The organism is Stenotrophomonas maltophilia, from assembly GCF_013464485.1.
GTDB lineage: Bacteria > Pseudomonadota > Gammaproteobacteria > Xanthomonadales > Xanthomonadaceae > Stenotrophomonas > Stenotrophomonas maltophilia_AW.
Genome location: NZ_RAUX01000009.1, coordinates 42,086 through 59,738, shown reverse-complemented (window position 1 = coordinate 59,738; position 17,653 = coordinate 42,086). Strand labels below are relative to the sequence as shown.

The 17,653-nt window shown below is 66.5% G+C and carries 18 protein-coding genes and 1 pseudogene; 11 read left to right on the top strand and 8 right to left on the bottom strand.

Annotated elements, in window-relative coordinates:
• Window positions 1-30 precede the first annotated feature (30 nt).
• Window positions 31-1,547: pseudogene (locus D7Y61_RS22710) on the bottom strand (hypothetical protein).
• Window positions 1,548-1,634: 87 nt separating this feature from the next.
• On the bottom strand, window positions 1,635-3,209 hold the full coding sequence (locus D7Y61_RS03895) for a S15 peptidase family protein (protein WP_180865182.1): 1,575 nt from the start codon (window positions 3,207-3,209) through the stop codon (window positions 1,635-1,637).
• Between the two features lie 796 nt (window positions 3,210-4,005).
• On the opposite strand from D7Y61_RS03895, the gene D7Y61_RS03890 reads away from it, so the two are divergent.
• A complete protein-coding gene (locus tag D7Y61_RS03890; RefSeq protein ID WP_180865181.1) occupies window positions 4,006-4,746 on the top strand; it encodes a DNA/RNA non-specific endonuclease in 741 nt (246 codons plus the stop codon).
• A gap of 56 nt (window positions 4,747-4,802) precedes the next feature.
• On the opposite strand, the gene D7Y61_RS03885 is transcribed toward D7Y61_RS03890, so the two are convergent.
• Complete coding sequence (locus D7Y61_RS03885) at window positions 4,803-5,825, bottom strand: zinc-dependent alcohol dehydrogenase family protein (RefSeq protein WP_180865180.1); 1,023 nt, start codon at window positions 5,823-5,825, stop codon at window positions 4,803-4,805.
• Between the two features lie 130 nt (window positions 5,826-5,955).
• Here D7Y61_RS03885 and D7Y61_RS03880 point away from each other — a divergent pair, with 130 nt between their 5' ends.
• Together D7Y61_RS03880 and D7Y61_RS03875 are read left to right on the top strand one after the other, a co-directional pair.
• Complete coding sequence (locus tag D7Y61_RS03880) at window positions 5,956-6,897, top strand: LysR family transcriptional regulator (protein WP_180865179.1); 942 nt, start codon at window positions 5,956-5,958, stop codon at window positions 6,895-6,897.
• 22 nt (window positions 6,898-6,919) lie between these two features.
• Window positions 6,920-7,615, top strand: a complete 696-nt coding sequence (locus D7Y61_RS03875; protein WP_180865178.1) for an HAD family hydrolase — start codon at window positions 6,920-6,922, stop codon at window positions 7,613-7,615.
• Window positions 7,616-7,622: 7 nt separating this feature from the next.
• Here the strand turns inward: D7Y61_RS03875 and D7Y61_RS03870 are convergent, their stop codons facing one another.
• From D7Y61_RS03870 to D7Y61_RS03855, 4 genes are read right to left on the bottom strand one after another with little or no spacing between them, the layout of a single operon-like run.
• Window positions 7,623-7,853: a hypothetical protein gene (locus D7Y61_RS03870; protein ID WP_180865177.1), complete on the bottom strand. Its 231-nt coding sequence runs from the start codon at window positions 7,851-7,853 to the stop codon at window positions 7,623-7,625.
• Entirely contained in the window at window positions 7,850-8,275 is a 426-nt protein-coding gene (locus D7Y61_RS03865) for a VOC family protein (protein ID WP_180865176.1), read from the bottom strand. The genes D7Y61_RS03870 and D7Y61_RS03865 overlap by 4 nt, the downstream gene beginning before the upstream one ends.
• 10 nt (window positions 8,276-8,285) lie before the next feature.
• Window positions 8,286-8,747: a helix-turn-helix domain-containing protein gene (locus D7Y61_RS03860; RefSeq protein ID WP_180865175.1), complete on the bottom strand. Its 462-nt coding sequence runs from the start codon at window positions 8,745-8,747 to the stop codon at window positions 8,286-8,288.
• Entirely contained in the window at window positions 8,744-9,670 is a 927-nt protein-coding gene (locus tag D7Y61_RS03855; RefSeq protein WP_180865174.1) for a LysR substrate-binding domain-containing protein, read from the bottom strand. Before D7Y61_RS03855 ends, D7Y61_RS03860 begins: the two co-directional genes overlap by 4 nt.
• A gap of 91 nt (window positions 9,671-9,761) precedes the next feature.
• Here D7Y61_RS03855 and D7Y61_RS03850 point away from each other — a divergent pair, with 91 nt between their 5' ends.
• The 4 genes from D7Y61_RS03850 to D7Y61_RS03835 all read left to right on the top strand — a co-directional run bounded on the left by D7Y61_RS03850 (window position 9,762) and on the right by D7Y61_RS03835 (window position 12,586).
• The gene (locus D7Y61_RS03850) at window positions 9,762-10,802 is read left to right on the top strand and encodes a hypothetical protein (protein WP_180865173.1); all 1,041 of its coding nucleotides are present in this window, start codon (window positions 9,762-9,764) and stop codon (window positions 10,800-10,802) included.
• Window positions 10,799-11,680, top strand: coding sequence for a TolB family protein (locus D7Y61_RS03845; RefSeq protein WP_180865172.1), 882 nt, complete (start codon window positions 10,799-10,801; stop codon window positions 11,678-11,680). Before D7Y61_RS03850 ends, D7Y61_RS03845 begins: the two co-directional genes overlap by 4 nt.
• Window positions 11,681-11,748: 68 nt before the next feature.
• Complete coding sequence (locus D7Y61_RS03840; RefSeq protein WP_180865252.1) at window positions 11,749-12,285, top strand: hypothetical protein; 537 nt, start codon at window positions 11,749-11,751, stop codon at window positions 12,283-12,285.
• Window positions 12,278-12,586 carry a DUF6958 family protein gene (locus D7Y61_RS03835; RefSeq protein WP_180865171.1) on the top strand — a complete coding sequence of 103 codons (309 nt, stop codon included), beginning with the start codon at window positions 12,278-12,280 and terminating at the stop codon, window positions 12,584-12,586. The genes D7Y61_RS03840 and D7Y61_RS03835 overlap by 8 nt, the downstream gene beginning before the upstream one ends.
• On the opposite strand, the gene D7Y61_RS03830 is transcribed toward D7Y61_RS03835, so the two are convergent.
• Window positions 12,587-13,942, bottom strand: coding sequence for a sigma-54 dependent transcriptional regulator (locus D7Y61_RS03830; protein WP_180865170.1), 1,356 nt, complete (start codon window positions 13,940-13,942; stop codon window positions 12,587-12,589). It abuts the gene before it with no gap.
• Window positions 13,943-14,338: 396 nt separating this feature from the next.
• Here D7Y61_RS03830 and D7Y61_RS03825 point away from each other — a divergent pair, with 396 nt between their 5' ends.
• The 4 genes from D7Y61_RS03825 to D7Y61_RS03810 all read left to right on the top strand — a co-directional run bounded on the left by D7Y61_RS03825 (window position 14,339) and on the right by D7Y61_RS03810 (window position 17,647).
• Window positions 14,339-14,872 (top strand): hypothetical protein, encoded by a 534-nt coding sequence (locus D7Y61_RS03825; protein WP_180865169.1) that lies wholly within the window; start codon window positions 14,339-14,341, stop codon window positions 14,870-14,872.
• Window positions 14,869-15,486: a hypothetical protein gene (locus D7Y61_RS03820; RefSeq protein ID WP_180865168.1), complete on the top strand. Its 618-nt coding sequence runs from the start codon at window positions 14,869-14,871 to the stop codon at window positions 15,484-15,486. The genes D7Y61_RS03825 and D7Y61_RS03820 overlap by 4 nt, the downstream gene beginning before the upstream one ends.
• 43 nt (window positions 15,487-15,529) lie before the next feature.
• The gene (locus D7Y61_RS03815) at window positions 15,530-16,846 is read left to right on the top strand and encodes an adhesin (protein ID WP_180865167.1); all 1,317 of its coding nucleotides are present in this window, start codon (window positions 15,530-15,532) and stop codon (window positions 16,844-16,846) included.
• A gap of 99 nt (window positions 16,847-16,945) precedes the next feature.
• Window positions 16,946-17,647 carry a C39 family peptidase gene (locus tag D7Y61_RS03810; RefSeq protein WP_180865166.1) on the top strand — a complete coding sequence of 234 codons (702 nt, stop codon included), beginning with the start codon at window positions 16,946-16,948 and terminating at the stop codon, window positions 17,645-17,647.
• Window positions 17,648-17,653 lie beyond the last annotated feature (6 nt).

Sequence of the window (17,653 nt, the reverse complement as noted above, 5' to 3'; positions counted from 1 at the left end):
GCTCCGCGCTGTGCCGCCCGCGCAGCGGGATCATGGGATGCGGTACTCATATGGCGTTCCTCTCTGGAATTCGTCCCGTGGCGGACCAGCGCGCACCTGCAGCGCCTTCAGCCACACTTCCAGTGCATGGGTGTCACGCATGTCCCCTGCGTAGCGATGATCCGGCGCGTGCGGTTCATTCGAACCACGCGCCCGCCCGCGGAACACCTTCATCGGTACCGAGATCCTGCTCATGCCGCTGGGGAGCCGCTCGGGCCGCACATCCATGTAGAGACTATCTGCCGAGGTTTCTACACCGACCTGCAGCGCGCCGAGCCGCTTCCACAGGTCAAGTGCATCCAGGCAGGCTGAGCCGCAGGCTGCATCTGCCACGATCACGACCCTGCCCGTCTGCCCTGGCGCAATCGGGCCGCCGGTTGGCGCGGCATCCGCCATTGACTCGGAGGGTTCACGCCACAGTGCCACCCCATCTGCGCGCGCCCGCGTCATTCCTGAGGTCACGGTCTCCAGCATGCGCAGCAGTTCGGGAGACGCGTCCGGCGCCTTCTCCAGCTTCAACAGAAAGCCGCGAAGCTGGGCGATGTTGGCCTCGGAGGTCCGCCATTCCACCCAGCTGCTGCCAGGCAGCGCATCCACGGCGGTGGCCCCCCAGATCAGTCGTGCCAACGCAATGCTCCATTGCGAGGCACCGCCACTGTTGCCGCGTACATCCAGCACAACCAACGGCGAACGCTGCAGCTCTTCAGTCTCTGCAGCCAACTGCTCCAGCAGCCGGGTCAGTTCATTGAAGTTCGGCTCCGTCGGATCGGCATTGAAGCTGCTGGTGGTGATCCAGTAGCCCCCCCTGACATCGTGTGCCAGCCATTGGCCGGCCGGAAACTGCGCCGGGTGTCGGCCAGGTGCTTCTTCAGCTGTTCTGCGTCGAGCGGCGCCCACTGCAGCGCATACGGGGTCTCAACTCCATCCACTTCGAACACGCAGTCCTGCAGTGCCTGCACGAAGGGATTGCCCTGTTCCAGCAGCACTTCACCGCCGCCATGCACGCGGCTGGCCTGCAGGTTCCAGCGACCGCTGAAGTCACCGACCCGGCGTGCGGCGAGCGTCTGCGCGTCGATGCCATCACAGGAGAGCATGCGTGCTCCCAGCGGCGGATGGCCCGGTCGGCCATCCGCGGTCATGACCACCTGTGCGTCACCGTCGAAGCCGGTCAGGAAGCCGGGCCACCGCGCGTACAGCCCGGGGGCGTCGCCAAGCGCGTTGAGGCTGACGTGGCCATCATTGAAGGAGGCCGCGTACCCCTTCATGGCCCACCAGTAGCCCGCGAAGCTGTCGACCTTCCCTGCGCGCGAGCGGGCAAGCGCCGAGGCAGCCTCGAGCTGCGGGACGAACCCGGGATTGCGCCCGTCGACCGTGCCCGGATGGCTGCCGCGCATGGCTGCATCGGCTGCGTCCAGATCCATCAGCAGCGTGTGCGACCAGTCGGTTGGAACGCCTTGCGTGATGGGCGTGGCCAGCACCACGCCCATCAGAAGCCCTGCGATGATCATGCCGACATCCCTCCCCTGGATCGATCTCCAGTCTCGCAGCTTTCCAGCCCGTAGCGCCGCGCCCGCGACAACGGGTGCGGCCTTTCATCAGTGCAACGGCACCTTCAACACCGAAGGCGCATTGGCCGGCGAACTGAACGTCACCGTGCCACCCAACTGGCTGATGCCCGCATACCGCAGATCCACCGTGTCGACCACGAGGGTCAGGCGGCTGCCGGCTGGAATGTTCCAGCTGCTCGCTTCCAGGCGCAGGTCCAGCGTCTTCGGCTGGCCCGGCGTGGCACCGCGCAGCGTGTATGGCTTGTGGCTGATCAGCTGGCCATTGCCAAGTACATCCTCGGCATACAGATAGGCATAGAGCGTGGTGTTGGCGCGACTGGGCGTGACGGTCAGGCGCACCTCCGGCGCGCCGTCCATGCGTCGTGCACTCCACTGGACCGGCCCCTGCCAGACGCCGGCAGCATTGCGGCCCACGAACGGAACATAGGCGCCTGGCGGCAGATTGATCATCTGCAGCGCGCCGGAGGCCATCGCCACACCGGAGTTGGCAGCGGTCAGCAGGCCACTGCCGATACGGTAATTCCAGCCGGTGCTGCCTCCGCTCTCGGCCAGGCCGCCGGTGGGCAGAAGCAGTCCTTTGGGTGCGGTCAACGCATAGCTGATGGCACCGGCATTGGTCGCCTGCCAGTTCGGATAGGTGCTCCAGCTGCCCTTCTGCGACTTCAGCTGCACCGCAGGCTGCTGGTCGATGCCATTGGCTTCACCCTTGAGGTAATGGTCGAACCAGTCGCCAACCGAGTCGTAGACCTCGTTGGGAATGCCCAGTGCGCCAAAGGCTTCGTTGAGCGCGTGATCGCCGTGGCGAAGCTGCAGCTGCTTGGGGCCCTTCAGGCGGTTGAAGAACTCCACCAGCTGGCCCGGCGGGAACAGGCTGTCGTTGAAGGCGTTGGCCAGGAACACCGCCGGCTGGTTGGCGTTGATCTCATCAATGCTGGCCCCAGGGCTGCGCTGCGCCGCCACAGGCAACAGTGACTCAACCGCCCCCTGGTAGTTGCCCACCAGCACATTACGGTTGATGGTGGCCAGTTCCGTTCCCGGACGGCCGGTGGCCAGGCCAGCGGCCACCAGCAGCGCAATGCCCTGTGCGCTGGGGGTGTCGTTGCTGTACAGCGAGGCCTGGAGATCGGCCCAGCCACTCAGTGCCGCCACCGCCTTGATGCGCGGGTCGCGCGCCGCGGCCAGCAGGCTGGTACCGGCCCCGTAGGAGATGCCCGAGACGCCGATGCGCGTTGGATCGGCCCGCGTGTTGTCCAGCGCCCAGTCGATCAGGGCGCTGACATCTTCGACCGTGGCCGGCCCGGCGATGTCGATGCTGCCGCCCGATTCCCAGAAGCCACGCGAGCTGTAGCTGATCACCACGTAGCCACGGCGGGCCAGCGACTGCGCCACCCCCACGTACTCCACGCTCGGTACCGCCCAGCTGCTGGGCATCACCAGCAGTGGATGGCGGCCACTGCCCGCGTCCTGCGGTTCGATGACGAAGGCCCCAAGAGGCGTTCCATCCCAGCTGGGAATGGTGCGATGGGTGGTCTTGACCGTCGCCGCCCAAGCGGCGGGCGCCAGCCCGGTCAACAGGATCAACAGCAGCAATACCTTGCGCATGGTCGTCTCTCCCCGTCGGTGGTGGTGCAACGGGTCGGACCGTACCAGTGCGAATGGTGGCTGGCACCTTGCGACGCAGCATGGCGCTTTCGAACCCAGCGCCCGACTGGATCGATGCGGGATCACGTTCAGGCGCGGTGGATCACCCACGCCGCCAGACCCGCAAGTGGCATCAATGCAAGTGTGCCAACGACGCCCAAGCACCCGGACGCCCCACGGTGCGGCGCGGAAGCCTGCGGATGCGATCGCAGCCAGGCGGCATGACAGGCCCTGCAGTAGAAGCGCTGCTTCCCGGCGCGCCAGGCGCCACTGGTACGTTCGTCATGGAGGACGGCGCTGCCGCAGCGCCCACACTTGAAACTGCGATGTGGCGGGCGTCGCTGTCGACGCAGCGCAGCCACGATTGCAATCCCGATCAGGGCAGCTGCAGCGGCCCCTGCAAGCAGTTCACTGTTGGTCATTCGCCTTGCCTGATCCCATGGCTTCCGGTCCTGCTGCGCAGGATATCGAGTCGTCACCCCCTGCGCTACGACGTCCTAGCACGCGCGCATGTCACGCACGCGCCGCGTGATCTGACACATCTCCAGTGCTTGCGGGCGGTCACAGCTTCGTCTTTTCGTCATTGACCGAAAGACGACAGCTTGTGACGCTTACGACACCGCCAGGCCTCCACGGCCACCCTCGCGGTCAGTCCCACCGCAATTCGAAGCCCCGTCTCCGCACCGTCGCCCCATGACCTCGCCACGCCAGGTCGTGGCGGACGCCTGCGCCCTGAACTTTCTGCTGGAGAACCACGATGCGCCTTGCAAGCCTCTTCTTCGCGTTCGTCCTCAGCGCCTTTGCCGGTGCTGCCCACGCCCAGGTGGTCACACTCAACAAGGGCGGCTTCGTGCTGACCTACGACTGCAGCATCCATAGTGCCACCCGCTACGAGTACACCTTGACCGCAGACACGGGCTCCGCCGCGCGCCCCTCCAGCTTCTACAAGGATGCGGACCTGCCGACCGGCTGCCTCGGCCAGACCAGCACCACCTCCTATGCCAGCGTCAGGTCCGGCTATGACCGCGGCCATCTGGTGACATCGAACCACATGGACTACAACGCAACCTACATCCGCCGCGCCAACTACATGACCAACATCGTTCCGCAGGTCTCCAGCTTCAACCAGGGCATCTGGGTGAAGGCCGAGAACGTGGCCGAGTGCTATCGCGACATCGCACCGGTGGATGTCTACGGTGGCGTGGTCTACGGCGATGCGGACAACGACTACTTCCTGAGCAGCCACGGCATTCCGACCCCGGAATTCTTCTGGAAAACGATCATCACCCGTGACCCGGTCACCGGCACAGCCAAGGCGATCAGCTGGATCATCCCCAACGAAGCGAACCTGGGCAGCCTGGACAGCTACCTGGTGACCATCGCCGATCTGGAGGAACTGCTCGGTGCCAGTTACGTGGCGATCAACGCACCGGCCTCGCTGAAGAACATGCTGCCGACCACCACATGGCCGCAACCGGCCGGCTGCGACCTGGGCTGACATCCGGTCTGCCTGTGCGCGCGGCTCCCGCGCCGCACAGGCGCTCTGCCGCTCGATCAGGGCTCGCCCACCCGAATCACCACCTTGCCAAATGGCCCTTGCTGGAGCCGTGCGAAGGCGGCCAGCACATCCGGGAATTCATGGACTGAATCAATCACCGGCTGGATGCCCGCACGTTCGATGGCAGCGTTCATCGCCTCGAAACTCGTGCGATGACCGACCGAAACACCTTTCAGCGCGCCACATCGCAGCATCAGCGGGAGGGCGGGCAACTGCAGATCCCGTCCCTGCAGGAAACCGATCTGCAGGATCTGGCCACCAATGGCCAGCGCCTGCACGCTCTGCGCGAGGTTGTCGCCGCCAAACACCTCCAGCACATGGTCCACCCCCTTGCCCTCGGTCAACGCAATCGCCCGGGCAGCCCACTGAGGATCGCTGCCGGTACTGATCCCGGCCCATGCCCCCAGGCGCCGCACCCTGTCCAGCTTGGCCTCGCTGCGCGAGGTCACGATCACCTTCGCGCCCAATGCCTGCGCGAACTGCAGGCCGAACAGCGAAACACCTCCCGTGCCTTGCACCAGCACGGTCTGCCCGGCGATCAGGCGACCGGTTTCAACCAGCGCGAACCACGCCGTCAGCGCCGCCACCGGCAAAGTGGACGCTTGCACATCCGACAGCGACGGCGGCGTTGCGACGGCAACGTCCTCCGGCAGCACCACATACTCGGCCAGCATCCCCGGCAGCGGTCCACCCAGAGAAAGACCGTGCTGCAGGATCGCATCGGGCGGTGGCCCATCAAGCCACTGCGTCCAGAAATTGCCCATCACCCGCTGCCCCGCAGTAAAGCGACGCACGCCCTCGCCAACGTCAACGACTTCTCCGGCCATATCCGATGCCGGCACGAAGTGCGCAGGCACGGGGCCCGGAAGCAGCGCGCCATCCACCATCAGGGCGTCGCGGTAGTTGAGGGAGACCGCTCCTACCCTGACCAGCACCTCCCCAGGCCCCGGTGTTGGCAACGGGCGCTGCACGCAACGGAGTCGGGCGAGGCCCGGACCGGTCAATTCCCAGGCATTCATCGTTGAAGTGGACACAGTGCTTCCTGTAACCGCGCGGAAGTGCGCCCACCCAGTCTATTGACGCCCATGAGTAGGCAGTTGTGGATTATTCGATCTAGACTGGCGCCCAATTTTCTCCAATCAAGAAGCCATGACCACCTACAGTGCTGCGCGCCTGCAGGGCATCAGCGTATTCGTGCAGGCCGTGGATGCCGGCAGCTTCACCGCTGCGGGGCTCCGCATGGGCCTGAGCAAATCCGCCGTGGGCAAGAGTGTGGCGACCCTCGAGCGGCGGTTGGGTACGCGCCTGCTCGATCGCACCACCCGGCGCCTGGCATTGACCGTAGAGGGCGCGGAGTTCTACCAGGTCTGCCGCCGCATCCTGGTGGAACTGGACGAGGCGGAATCCCACGCCGCATCGCGCCGGCAGAAGCCCGCAGGCGTGTTGCGGGTCAGCCTGCCCGTTGCGTTCGGCCAGCGTTGGGTAATGCCCATCCTGGTCGCGCTGGCACAACGTCATTCGGGCCTGCAGCTGGACGTCAGCTTCACCGACCGCGCCGTGGATCTGCTGGAGGAAAACATCGACCTGGCGGTGCGGCTGGGAACGCTGGCCGAGAGCAGCTCGCTGTCCGCCCGCGCACTGGGACATCAACGGTCGGTGATATGTGCGGCGCCAGCCTATCTGGCCGCGCGCGGCGTACCCCATGACGTCGCCGATCTGACCGGACACGACTGCGTCACCTTTGGCAGGCAGGGACATGCGCTGCCCTGGTCAACGCCGGGCCCGGACGGCACGGTCGTCCGCCATCGCATCCAGGGCCGGCATCGCATCAGCGATGGTGAGGCATTGCGATCTGCTCTTTTGGCGGGCCTCGGTATCGGCGAGGCGACCACCTGGCTGGTGGCAGAAGAACTTCGCAGTGGCGAGCTGGTGGGCGTGATTTCGGCGGACAGCCTGCAGAGCGGCCCCATCCATGCGATCTGGCCCACCACCCGGGATCTTGCCCCGAAGGTACGTGCGGCGGTGGACGCGCTGGTGGATGCCTTCCTGCCCGTCCCGCCGTGGGAAGATAGCCCGCCTGTCGGCCCATGATTGCAATTGCAAGGAGCTGTTGATGTCCCCCTACCCCTTCGATGCCGTGCTGTTCGACTGCGACGGCGTGCTCGTCGATTCCGAGCCGCTGGTGGCCCGCGTGCTCTCGGAGATGCTGACCGCACGCGGCTGGCCGCTGACGCCTGCGCAGGCGGGTGAAGTCTTCCTCGGCCAGTCCGTGGCCCATCTGGCTGGCCTGATCGAGGAGCGCACCGGCAAACCGTTCACCGAGGAATGGCTGGAGGAATTCCGGCAGCAGCGCAACATCGCCCTGGAGCGTGACCTGGAGGCGATCCAGGGCGCGCCGGAGGCGGTGCATGCGATCGCGGTGGCGACCGGTGGTCGAATTGCCTGTGCCTCCGGCGCCGATCTGCACAAGGTGCAGCTGCAGCTGGGCAAGGTCGGCATCCTCGATGCCTTCGGCGACCATGTCTACAGCGGCCAGGACATGCCTAACACCAAGCCGCACCCGGACGTCTACCTGGCGGCCGCTGCCGCGCTGGGCGTGGATCCGAAGCGCTGCGCGGTCATCGAAGACACCGTGACCGGTGCGACCGCCGGTGTGGCGGCAGGCGCCACCGTGTTCGGCTTCAGTGAGGGTGGCCCGCACCACAGCACGCCCGAAGCCCTGCGCGCGGCCGGTGCCCAGGTGATCTTCCAGCGCATGGAAGATCTTCCCGCGCTGCTGGCGGCCTACGCCGCCGACGCTGCCGCCTGACCCTGCGTCAACCCGCAGCGCCCTGCCCGGCGCTGCGGCGCTTTCCTGTGTAGTGCAGCGCAAACAGGTACAACCCGGTGAACAGCTGCAGGAACAGCGGCGGCAGTGGCGAATAGGTGATCCACGCCGCAGGCTCGCCCTGCCCCAGCCCGCGTGCTACGAAGTTCGCAATCACCGCCAGCGTGAACACGATCGAGGTCCAGCGGTGCACGGGCCGCGCCCAGCCACCGCGGCTCATTGCCGGCGCCTCGCTTCGGAGCGGGCTTCGATCATCTTCCACCCATTGCCCGATGGGTCGCGGAATCCGGCGTCGACGGCGCCATAGCGCTCGATCGGCTCCTGGGTGAATTCCACGCCCTGTGCCAGCCATTGCGTGTAACGCGCCTGGCAGTCATCCACCGCCAACACCAGGGGCGGCATTGCGCCTTTGGCCACCAGCTGCTGCAGTGAAAGCGCGGTAGCGGCATCGTGGGTGGGTGGGCCTGGCACGAACAGGCCCAGCTGGAATCCAGCCTGGCCCGGGCTGCGCACTGTCAGCCAGCGGTAGCTGCCATTGCGCACATCGGTATGCACTTCGAAGCCGAGCTTGCCGACGTAGAACGCGAGTGCTTCATCCTGGTCGCGCACATACAGGCCGACCGTGTTCACAGAATTCGTCATGGGACCTCCCTCAGGTGGGGTCCACGTTAACAACCGCCTCGCGGCGACGCTTCTCCAAAACTGCGATCTTCAGGTCCGGGCGCTGCGCGGCGCGTGTGTGGCATTCCGGCACGCTGGCCGACGCCACCCGGCCTGCACGCTCACGCTCACGCACATTGCCGGGGCTGTCACCGGTGATGTCACGGAAAATGCGACCAAAGGTACCCAGGCTGCTCCACCCGGTCTGCGCCGCGATTTCGGTGACCGGCAGGTCGGTGTCGCGCAACATCGCCACGGCCCGTTCGATGCGCCGGCTGAGCAGGTAACGGTGCGGTGGCAGCCCGAAGGCCTGCTTGAACGAGCGCGCGAAATGCGCCGGCGACACCGCACTGACCTCGGCCAGGCGCGTGACTGTCCATTCCTCATGGCTGGCCCGATCCATCCGGTCCTTGGCACGCAGCAGGCGCCGCAGCAGTTCGGGGCTCTGGTTCATGGCATCACCGCCTGGGCCAGGTAGTGGCGGGCTGCATGGCGCGCCTCGCTGGCCTGCTCGACCAGCCAGTCACGGAATGCAATGACCTTGGCGCTGCCACTCCGCGCAGTGGGTGCCACGAACCAGAAGCTGCGACCGTCGCTGGCGACACCCGGATGCGCCTGCACCAGGCGCCCGCTGTCCAGCTCGGCCTGGAACAGAATGGGGGAACCGATGGCGATGCCCTGCCCTGCGATCGCGGCGCCGACATCCAGATGCTCCACCGCAAAGGGGGTGACGAAGCTCTCTTCGGCCGGCGGCGCAACAGCACCATGTGCGGAGAACCACAGGGCCCACCAGTCGGGCCTGCCGAGCAACGGAACCTCCAGCCCGGTGCTGCCCAGCCCACGGGCTGCCGGCAGCAGCGCCGGCGCACACAACGGTGTGAAAACGCTGGAAAACAGCGGTGTAGCCTGAAGACCCGGCCATTCGCCGCAGCCATTGCGGATGGCGGCATCGAAGTGACCGGCGGCCAGATCCTGTGGTTCTGCCGACAGGTCCAGTTCCAGCACGAACTGCCGGTGGCGGGCGCGGAACGTGCCCAGCCGGGGCGTCAGCCAACTGGTGCCCAGCGTTGGCAGTACGGACAGGCGCAGTCGCGTCGCATCCATGTCGGCGGCGCGCATGAAGCTGGCGCGCAGTGCATCGAATGCCCGGGTCGCCTCCTGCGCGACGCTGGCACCCGCCACCGTAAGTTCCACATGCTGTGCGTGGCGCAGGAACAGGCAGGTACCGGTCTGGGCCTCCAACCGCCGCACGTGGTAGCTCACCGATGCCGCACTGGTATCGAGCTCTTCGGCGGCACGCGCGAAGCTGCCCAGCCGCGCCGCTGCCTCGAAGGCGCGGATGGCGGCAAGCGACGGAAGCTGGCGTTGGGTGACCATAAGTGTGACTTAGCCTGAGCCCCGATATCTGCGTGGTCAATCCCCCTGGTACCCGCAACGATGGAGGTACCTTCGAAAGGGGATCACGCACATGGATCGACGGCAGTTCCTGGTCACCTTGGCCGCGGCGGCGGCGTGCAGCGCCCTGCCCAGCGGGCGGGCCCTGGCCAGCCACAGCGAAGACTGGAGATGGTTGCAGGGCAACTGGCAGGTCCGGCACCAACGCCTGAAGGAGCGCCTGGTGGGCGATACCCGTTGGGAATCTTTCACCGGCTCCAGCGCGGTATGGCTCACCCTGGGCGGGCTCGGCACCATCGATGACAACGTCATGGCGCTGCCTTCGGGTCCCTACAGGGGCCTCGGCGTGCGTGCCTTCGATCCGGTGTCTTCCACGTGGTCGATCTGGTGGATCGATGGCCGCAACCCTGCCCGTATCGAAGCCCCCGTGCGCGGCGTCTTCGAGGGCAGTGCCGGCAGCTTCCGCGGCACCGACCGGATCGACGGGCGATCCATCGACGTGTGGTTCCGCTGGCATGACATCCACGGGGAGGAGCCGTGGTGGGAACAGGCGTTCTCCAACGATGCCGGTGCGCACTGGGAAGTGAACTGGCGCAATGAGTTCAGGCGCACTGCTGCGGTCCCCTCTCCGCTTCCGGGGCTGCCGGATGCACCGCGTGATTTTGATTTCCTGGTGGGCCGTTGGAACGTGCGCCATCGTCGCCTGCGCGCTCGACTGGCAGGCAGCGATGCCTGGGACCTGTTCAACGGCACCCTGCACAACTGGCCGGTGCTGGGAGGATTCGGCAACGTGGGCGACAACCTGATGGATGTGCCTGGAGCGCCGCTGCGTGGCATGGGCATCCGTGCATGGAATGCGGCGGAGCGCCACTGGCTCAGCTGGTGGCTGGATGGACGGGAGCCGACCCGGATCGGCCCACCACTGCGCGGTGGATTCGAGGCAGGTGTCGGCCGCTTCTTCGGCGAGGACGAGCACGACGGACGAGCGATCCAGACCCGCGTGATCTGGTCACGCGTCACCTCGCGCTCAGCGCGCTGGGAACAGGCGGCTTCGACCGATGGTGGGCGCAGCTGGGAAACCAACTGGGTCAGCGACTTCGAGCGACAGGCATGAAGGCGCTGCTGGCCATGGTGCTGCTGGCTTCCATGTCGCCTCCCGCGTCTCCAGCAAGGGGCCTTCGGATCGTCGGCCCCGCCGAACGCTTTGCCCAGGGCGTTGCATCCACGCAGTACGACGAGATTCGACTGACCTTGAGCCCAGACGGGAAGACCGCACTATGGTTCAGCCGCAACCGGCCCGGCGGCCCCGGCGGATATGACATCTGGGTCTCGCGTCATGACGGGCAGCGCTGGCGGCCGGCGACACCGGTCTCGTTCAACACGCCGGGACGTGACTTCGATCCCGCCTTTTCCGCCGATGGGCGCGTGGTGTACTTCTGTTCGGATCGTGCAGGTGGCCACGGCGGTGACGATCTATACCGGGTCAGCGTGGGGAGCGACGGAAGATTCGGGGAGCCGGTCAATCTTGGTCCCGCGGTGAACAGTGCGGCCGACGAGTTCGCGCCGATGCTGTCGCCGGATGCAGGCACGCTGCTGTTTTCCAGTAGTCGCACAGGCGGTGCGGGGGGCCATGACCTCTATGCCGCTGCAATGAACGACGGCATGGCGCAGCCCGCACAGCCGCTGCCGGGAGACCTCAATACCGCAGCGCAGGAGTTCGATGCCACGTTCCTGGGCGACGGCCGAACGGTGGTGTTTGCCCGCGCTCTCGACTTCGGCGGTGCACCGGTGCGCCAGTTCATTGCCTACGAGCGTGGCGGCCGTTACGAGGCCGGCCGTGCATTGCCCGCCCCTTTGAACGAGGCCTCCGGCGACAGCTACGGCGCGATGCTGGATGGTTCGCACCCCGACACGCTCACCTACTCGGCGCGGCGCGCGGACGGTGCAGGGTTGGACCTGTATCGCGTCCGCTACCGGATGAAGCGCCCTTGAAGGCGGATGGTGTCGATTTCCGGCACCCCGGTTCGTCGAATGGACGAGTACCCCAGGAAATCCTTCAGATGCCCTCTCAACAGTCCCTTGCCTGCGCCTGCGGCCAGGTCCGCCTGACCACCACGGGGCACCCCATTGCCACCGTCGAATGCTGCTGCGACAGCTGCCGCACGGCAGGCACCACCCTGCAGTCGATGCCCGGAGCACCCGACGTACTGGGCCCGCATGGCCAGACGCTCTTCGTAATGCACCGCAAGGATCGCGTCAGCATCGATGCCGGGCATGCAATGCTGCGCGCGTTGCGGTTGTCCAGCAGGGGCGGCAGCCGCCGCGTCCTGGCAGGCTGCTGCAATACGCCGGTCTTCCTGGAGTTCAGCGGCGGCCATTGGCTGAGCCTGTATGGTCTGCTGTGGCCGGCATCGGCAAGACCCGCCGTGGAGATGCGGACGATGGTCAGTGATCTTCCTGATGCCTCTGTCCTTCCCGACGACGTGCCGAACCTGCAGACCCGCTCACTGCGGTTCCATGCCCGTTTGATGAAGGCGTGGATCGCCATGGGCTTGCGCAGCCCACGCATCGAGGTTGCGGGGGATACCCATGTCTGAGCCCGATCGGATCGAGATCGAGAGCTTCACCACGCCCGACCATATCCAGCGCGTGGACCGCGCCAAGTACATGGCCATGCGTCAGGCCCTGCTGCGAGTCCTGCCTGCGCCCCCCCCAGGCCTGACCGTTGCGCAGGCGAAACAGGCGTTGCTGCCGCACCTGCCCGCCTCGCTGTTCCCGGCAGGTGCCACCGCTGGCTGGTGGTTGAAGGCCGTGCAGCTTGATCTGGAGGCCAAGGGCGTGATCGAGCGCCTTCCGGGAAAACCGCTGCGCCTGTTCAAGCACGTGGCGGCACGCTGATCAGCGCTGTGCAGGCAGCTCCAGTCGGTGCTTGCGGCACAGGCGATACACCGTCACCCGCGAGATCTGCATCTGCCGTGCGCACTCGGAGACGTTGTAGCCGGTCTGGCGCAGCGTCTGCAGCAGCACATCGCGTTCGGCCTGGCCGCGGGCATCGTGCAGCATCGCCCCCGGCAGGGTCCCCGGAGGTGCGCCCAGTTCCAGGTCGCGTTCGCTGATCAGTTCACCTTCGGCCATGATCGCCGCGCGCTGGACCCGGTTCAGCAGCTCACGCACGTTGCCGGGCCAATCGAAGCGGCGCATGGCCTGCAGCGCGCCTGCAGTGAAGCCACGCGCGCGCACGCTGTGCCGCAGCCGGAAGCAGCGCAGGAAATGCCCGGCGAGCAGCTGCACATCGGCACCGCGTTCACGCAGCGGGGGCATCAGCAGGCGCAGCACGTTGAGCCGGTAGTACAGGTCGCTGCGGAACCGGCCCTGTGCCACCGCATGTTCCAGTTCAACGTGGGTGGCGGCCAGCACGCGTACGTCCGCCCGCAGCGGCTGGCTGCTGCCGACACGCTCGAAGGTGCCTTCCTGCAGCACGCGAAGCAGGCTGGTCTGTGCCTCTGGCGGCAGGTCGCCCACTTCATCCAGGAAGACGGTGCCGCCGCGGGCCGACTCGAAAACACCGATCTGGCGCTTGTCGGCACCGGTGAACGAGCCGCGCTCGTGACCGAACAGCTCCGATTGCACCAGGTTGGCCGGGATCGCACCGCAGTTGACGGCGATGAACGGCTTGCCCGCGCGACCGGACAACGCATGCAGCGCATGCGCGGCCAGTTCCTTGCCCGTACCGGTTTCGCCAGTGACCAGGACTGGAAGTTCGACCGGAGCAAATTTGTGCAGGACCGTACGTACGGCGTGCAGCGCGGGGCTTTCGCCGATCAATGCGCGTGGACCCTGCCCACTGCACGCTTCTTCGACAGGTGGATCATCCGCATCGAACTGCTGGCGCATCGCGCAGACCAGGTCCTGCAGTCCAAATGGCAGTGTGAAGCGCGCGACGCATCGCTGCAGCAGCGGCTGCCACGCCGGCGGCGTGATCACTGCACCCGGCGGCAGCACAGCCAGCCACGGAAGGTGCTGGTGCTGTTCGATCCACGATGCGAGCAGCTGCAGTGCCACCGCATCCAGGTGACGCAGGTCAAGCACCGCGAGCAATCGATCACGCCCGCGCAGGCCAATCGCCATCGCGGGATCGGGACGGATGCTGCGTACATACCAGCCTGCCGCCGCAAGCGCACTGCGCTCGTTCGCCAACGGCTCGCCAAACCAGAGCACGCAACGTGACGTTGAAGCCTCCGGGACCGCTGCCATGCTTCCCCCAGCATCCGGACACCGACGGCGGACTGTCAGCCAATCACCGGCGTGCCGCCCCCCGCCGGGACCTCTACGGCCGCCAGGGCAGCCCTTGTTGGGCGGATCCTAGCGCTTCCCTAAACGGCGGCGCAATGACTGGCGCGTCAAGGAATGCTTGCCTGAAGCGGCACCGTTGCAGTCCGCGCTGCGGGCTGTAACAGCAATGCGACAGTCCGGCCGCGCCCTTGCCCCGCGCAGCCTCGGGCTGCGAAACCCCGACAGTTCCCCGACGTGCCTGTAACACGGTGGCACCAGCCTGGATACCCACTGCTTCGTTCGGGCGCTGTCGCGTGGGCATCTTGATGTTGGCACGGTTGATGCGTGTTTCCGCCGCACCCATCGCGGGAGATCGGCATGGACGGTATCACCCCACTTGTTCGCGGGCTTGGCGCTCTCCTGGCCTTCCTGCTGTTGCTGCTGCCCGGAACTGCAGCCGCTTCGGGCGCACGCCAAGGCGTGAAGCCGCAACCGGGCGAAATTGTCCTGTTGCGTGATGTGTCCGCGCGTCCAGCCTATCGCATGGCCCCTCCGGGCATTGCCCTGATTGCCGACCCGAAACCGCAGCGCGAGATCGCCGCCGCGCTGGGGGCCGGCGGCGGCACGAACGGAATGGACGAGCTCAGCGATGAGGACTACGCCGGCATGGGCGCCGGTCAGGCCAACTCCCCCGCAGCGACCGGCGGCACCACCGTTGAACGGGTCACCCAGCAGGCCCTGGGCGGTACGCTCGGCCGCAGCGGCGACGGCATGATCGGCAGCAACCTCGGTGGCGCCATGAGTGGCCCGCTCGGCGCGGTTGGCAGCAGCACGCGTGGTATTGCCGATACCGTGCGCGGCGCGCTCGGCCAGTTCCCACTGCAGGGCACAGCCCCGGCCGGTGGAAAATGAAGCGCCCGCTCTGGCTGCTTCTGCTGCTCGGCCCACTGCCCTGGACAGTGCATGCCGATGACTACAGCGGGATGCTCGCCTACCTCGACGTGGCCCGCATCGACGGCCGCGCACTGGCCGGCGCGAACGGCGCCATCGCCGTGAACCAGGCCGCAGGCGACCTCAACCTGCAGGCCAACCTGCACGGCATCGCCAAGGGTGATCACGCCGATGTGGCGATCACAGCCCGGCAACTGCAGCACGGCAACCGCGTGCTGTCCGGGCCGCTGCATGCCGCCGCTCTCATCGGCGGTGACGCATTGGCGGGCGCCAGTGGCATCGCATCGATCAACCAGGCCAGCGGCATCGCCAATACGACGCTCAATGTCGTCAGCGCGGCGCTGGCGCGACAGGGCATACGCGAAACCGACGATTCGGCCCTGGCCGCCGAAGGTTTCGCGTTGGCAGGGGGGCGGGACGACGCCGGTCGCGGCGTTGCTTCGGGCACCCGCAGTGCCGGTGTAGCCAACACCGCGCTGCGGGGATTCGACGGGGTCCTGCAACTCAATCAGATCGCGGGCAACGGCAACGACACGGCCAATGTACTGGGCCTTGTCGTGCAGGACCGCCCGTGACAACCACCCAACCGATGCACCACCTGATGAGAGAGAGGGCACCATGAAAGCGACCGTCAAACAGACCATGCTCGCCATGGCGATTGCCACTGCCTCGACCGCCGCTGCGGCCAATGGCTGGGACAACCAGAACGCCAATGCGAACATCAACCACAACCACACCGTCAGCGAGACCCGCAACGAAACGCACAACCACACTGACAACGACGTGCGCAACCGCACCGTCAATGTCAACGTGCAGAAGCACAGCAACATCCAGGCCGACGAGCGCAAGGAAAAGAACAATCACGGCGTTGACGTGAACCTGGAAAAGGACCTGCGGCTGAGCACCGACATCGATTTCTCCGGTGACCCGAACATCACCGGCGACATCGATCTCGACTCTGCGGCCATTGCCGTGATCGACAACCGCCAGTCGATCAGCAACAACCTCACCAGCAACAGCCTGGTCACCAACAGCGCTTCCATCGCCGACAGTGTCGGTGCCGGCGCCTCGGGCAACCTCGGCTTCAACGTAGTATCGGGTGACAACAACGCCCAGGACAATGCGGCATCGCTGTCGGCGGCCGACGCGTCCTTCAGCTTCGGCATGGCCGATGCCGAGGTATTCGTCAACCAGGCGGGCTTCGGCAATGCCACCATGAACTCCGGCGTCACCAACGCCGCCGGGCTCGGCGGCAATGCCTTCGGTGGTGCGTCCGGCAACATCGGGGTGAACATTGCCTCGGGCAACAACAACGAGCAGAAGAACGCGCTCGCGGCCTCGGTCGCCACCACTGCGATGGCGCAGTCAAGCATCAGTTCCAACCAGGTCTCCACCGGCAACACGGTCAGCAATGCCGGCTTCGTGCAGTCCTACACCGACACCGTGCAGGTCGGGATGCGGGGCGGCGTCAGCGGCCTGACCCTGGCCTACGGCGCGGGCACCTATCGCGGCACCGGCAACGCCTACCAGATGGCCAACTACTACCTGGACACCTGGAGTGGCGATCTGCCACACCCGGATGGCAACAGCACTGGCCACATCGACCTGGACAACGAGATCCAGAACGCCACGATGAACCCCAACCGCCCAGGGGTGGGCGGCCTGGGCTTCGATACGCGTGAGAGTGGCACCAGCCAGTTCGTCGAGCTGGGCGTGGCCGACCTGTACGCCAGCCTCAGCGGCACGGTCACCACCACGCGCTGGGTGAACGTCAACGCGACCAACACCTCGGCGTTGTCCGGCAGTGCCTTCTCCGGCGCCTCCGGCAACATCGGCGTGAACGTGGCTGCGGGCACCGGCAACCTGCAGGCCAACAGCCTGGCCCTGGCAGTCGCCCAGCCCAGCACCGGCGGCGGTGGCGGCAGCGGCGAGTAAGCGCAACACCCCGGCCGTCCGCCAATGGCCGGGTCCCCGGGAGCCCCTGTTCCTCCTCCCCCTTGGGACAGGGGCTCCCCCCTGCTGCCGGAGAACGTGATGACCCGTTGCTCTGTCCTGGTGCACCTCCTGGCCTGCCTGCTGCTGGGCAGCACACCCGCCTGGGCGGGTGACGTCCGCTTTGCCGGCGTGCTGACCAATGGCGCCCTGCTTCAGCAGAAGGTGGAGAGTCTGCAGGAGCGGCGCTACCGCAACGTAGTGCGCCAGCACACCGACTACAGCTGCGGGGCGGCAGCACTGGCGACCATCCTGCGCCACGCCTATCACCTGGACACCGATGAGGCGACAGTGATCGAAGGGATGATGGGGGTATCCGACCCGGCGCTGGTGGCCGAGCGCGGCTTCTCGTTGCTCGACATCAAGCGCTATGTGGAATCACTGGGAATGCGCGGCCGTGGCTATCGCATCGACGAAACGCGCCTGCGCACCCTCCGCGTGCCGGGGCTGGTGCTGATGGACGTGCGTGGATTCCGCCATTTCGTGGTGCTCAAGCAGGTACGCGACGGCGTGGTCGAAGTAGCCGATCCCATCCTTGGAAACCGCAGCCTGGCCCTGCCGGAGTTTCTGGCCGCCTGGCCATCACGTGCTGTGTTCGTGGTGATCGGGAGCGATTTCGATCGCAACACCGTGCTTCTGCAACCCAGCGAGCGCCCCAGTGCCCGCGCCCTCTATGCGCGCCAGGGGCCGATCACCGATGCCGAACTGGTCGACTTCGGTTTCAGCCACGCCGATCTGTTCTGAGGAGGC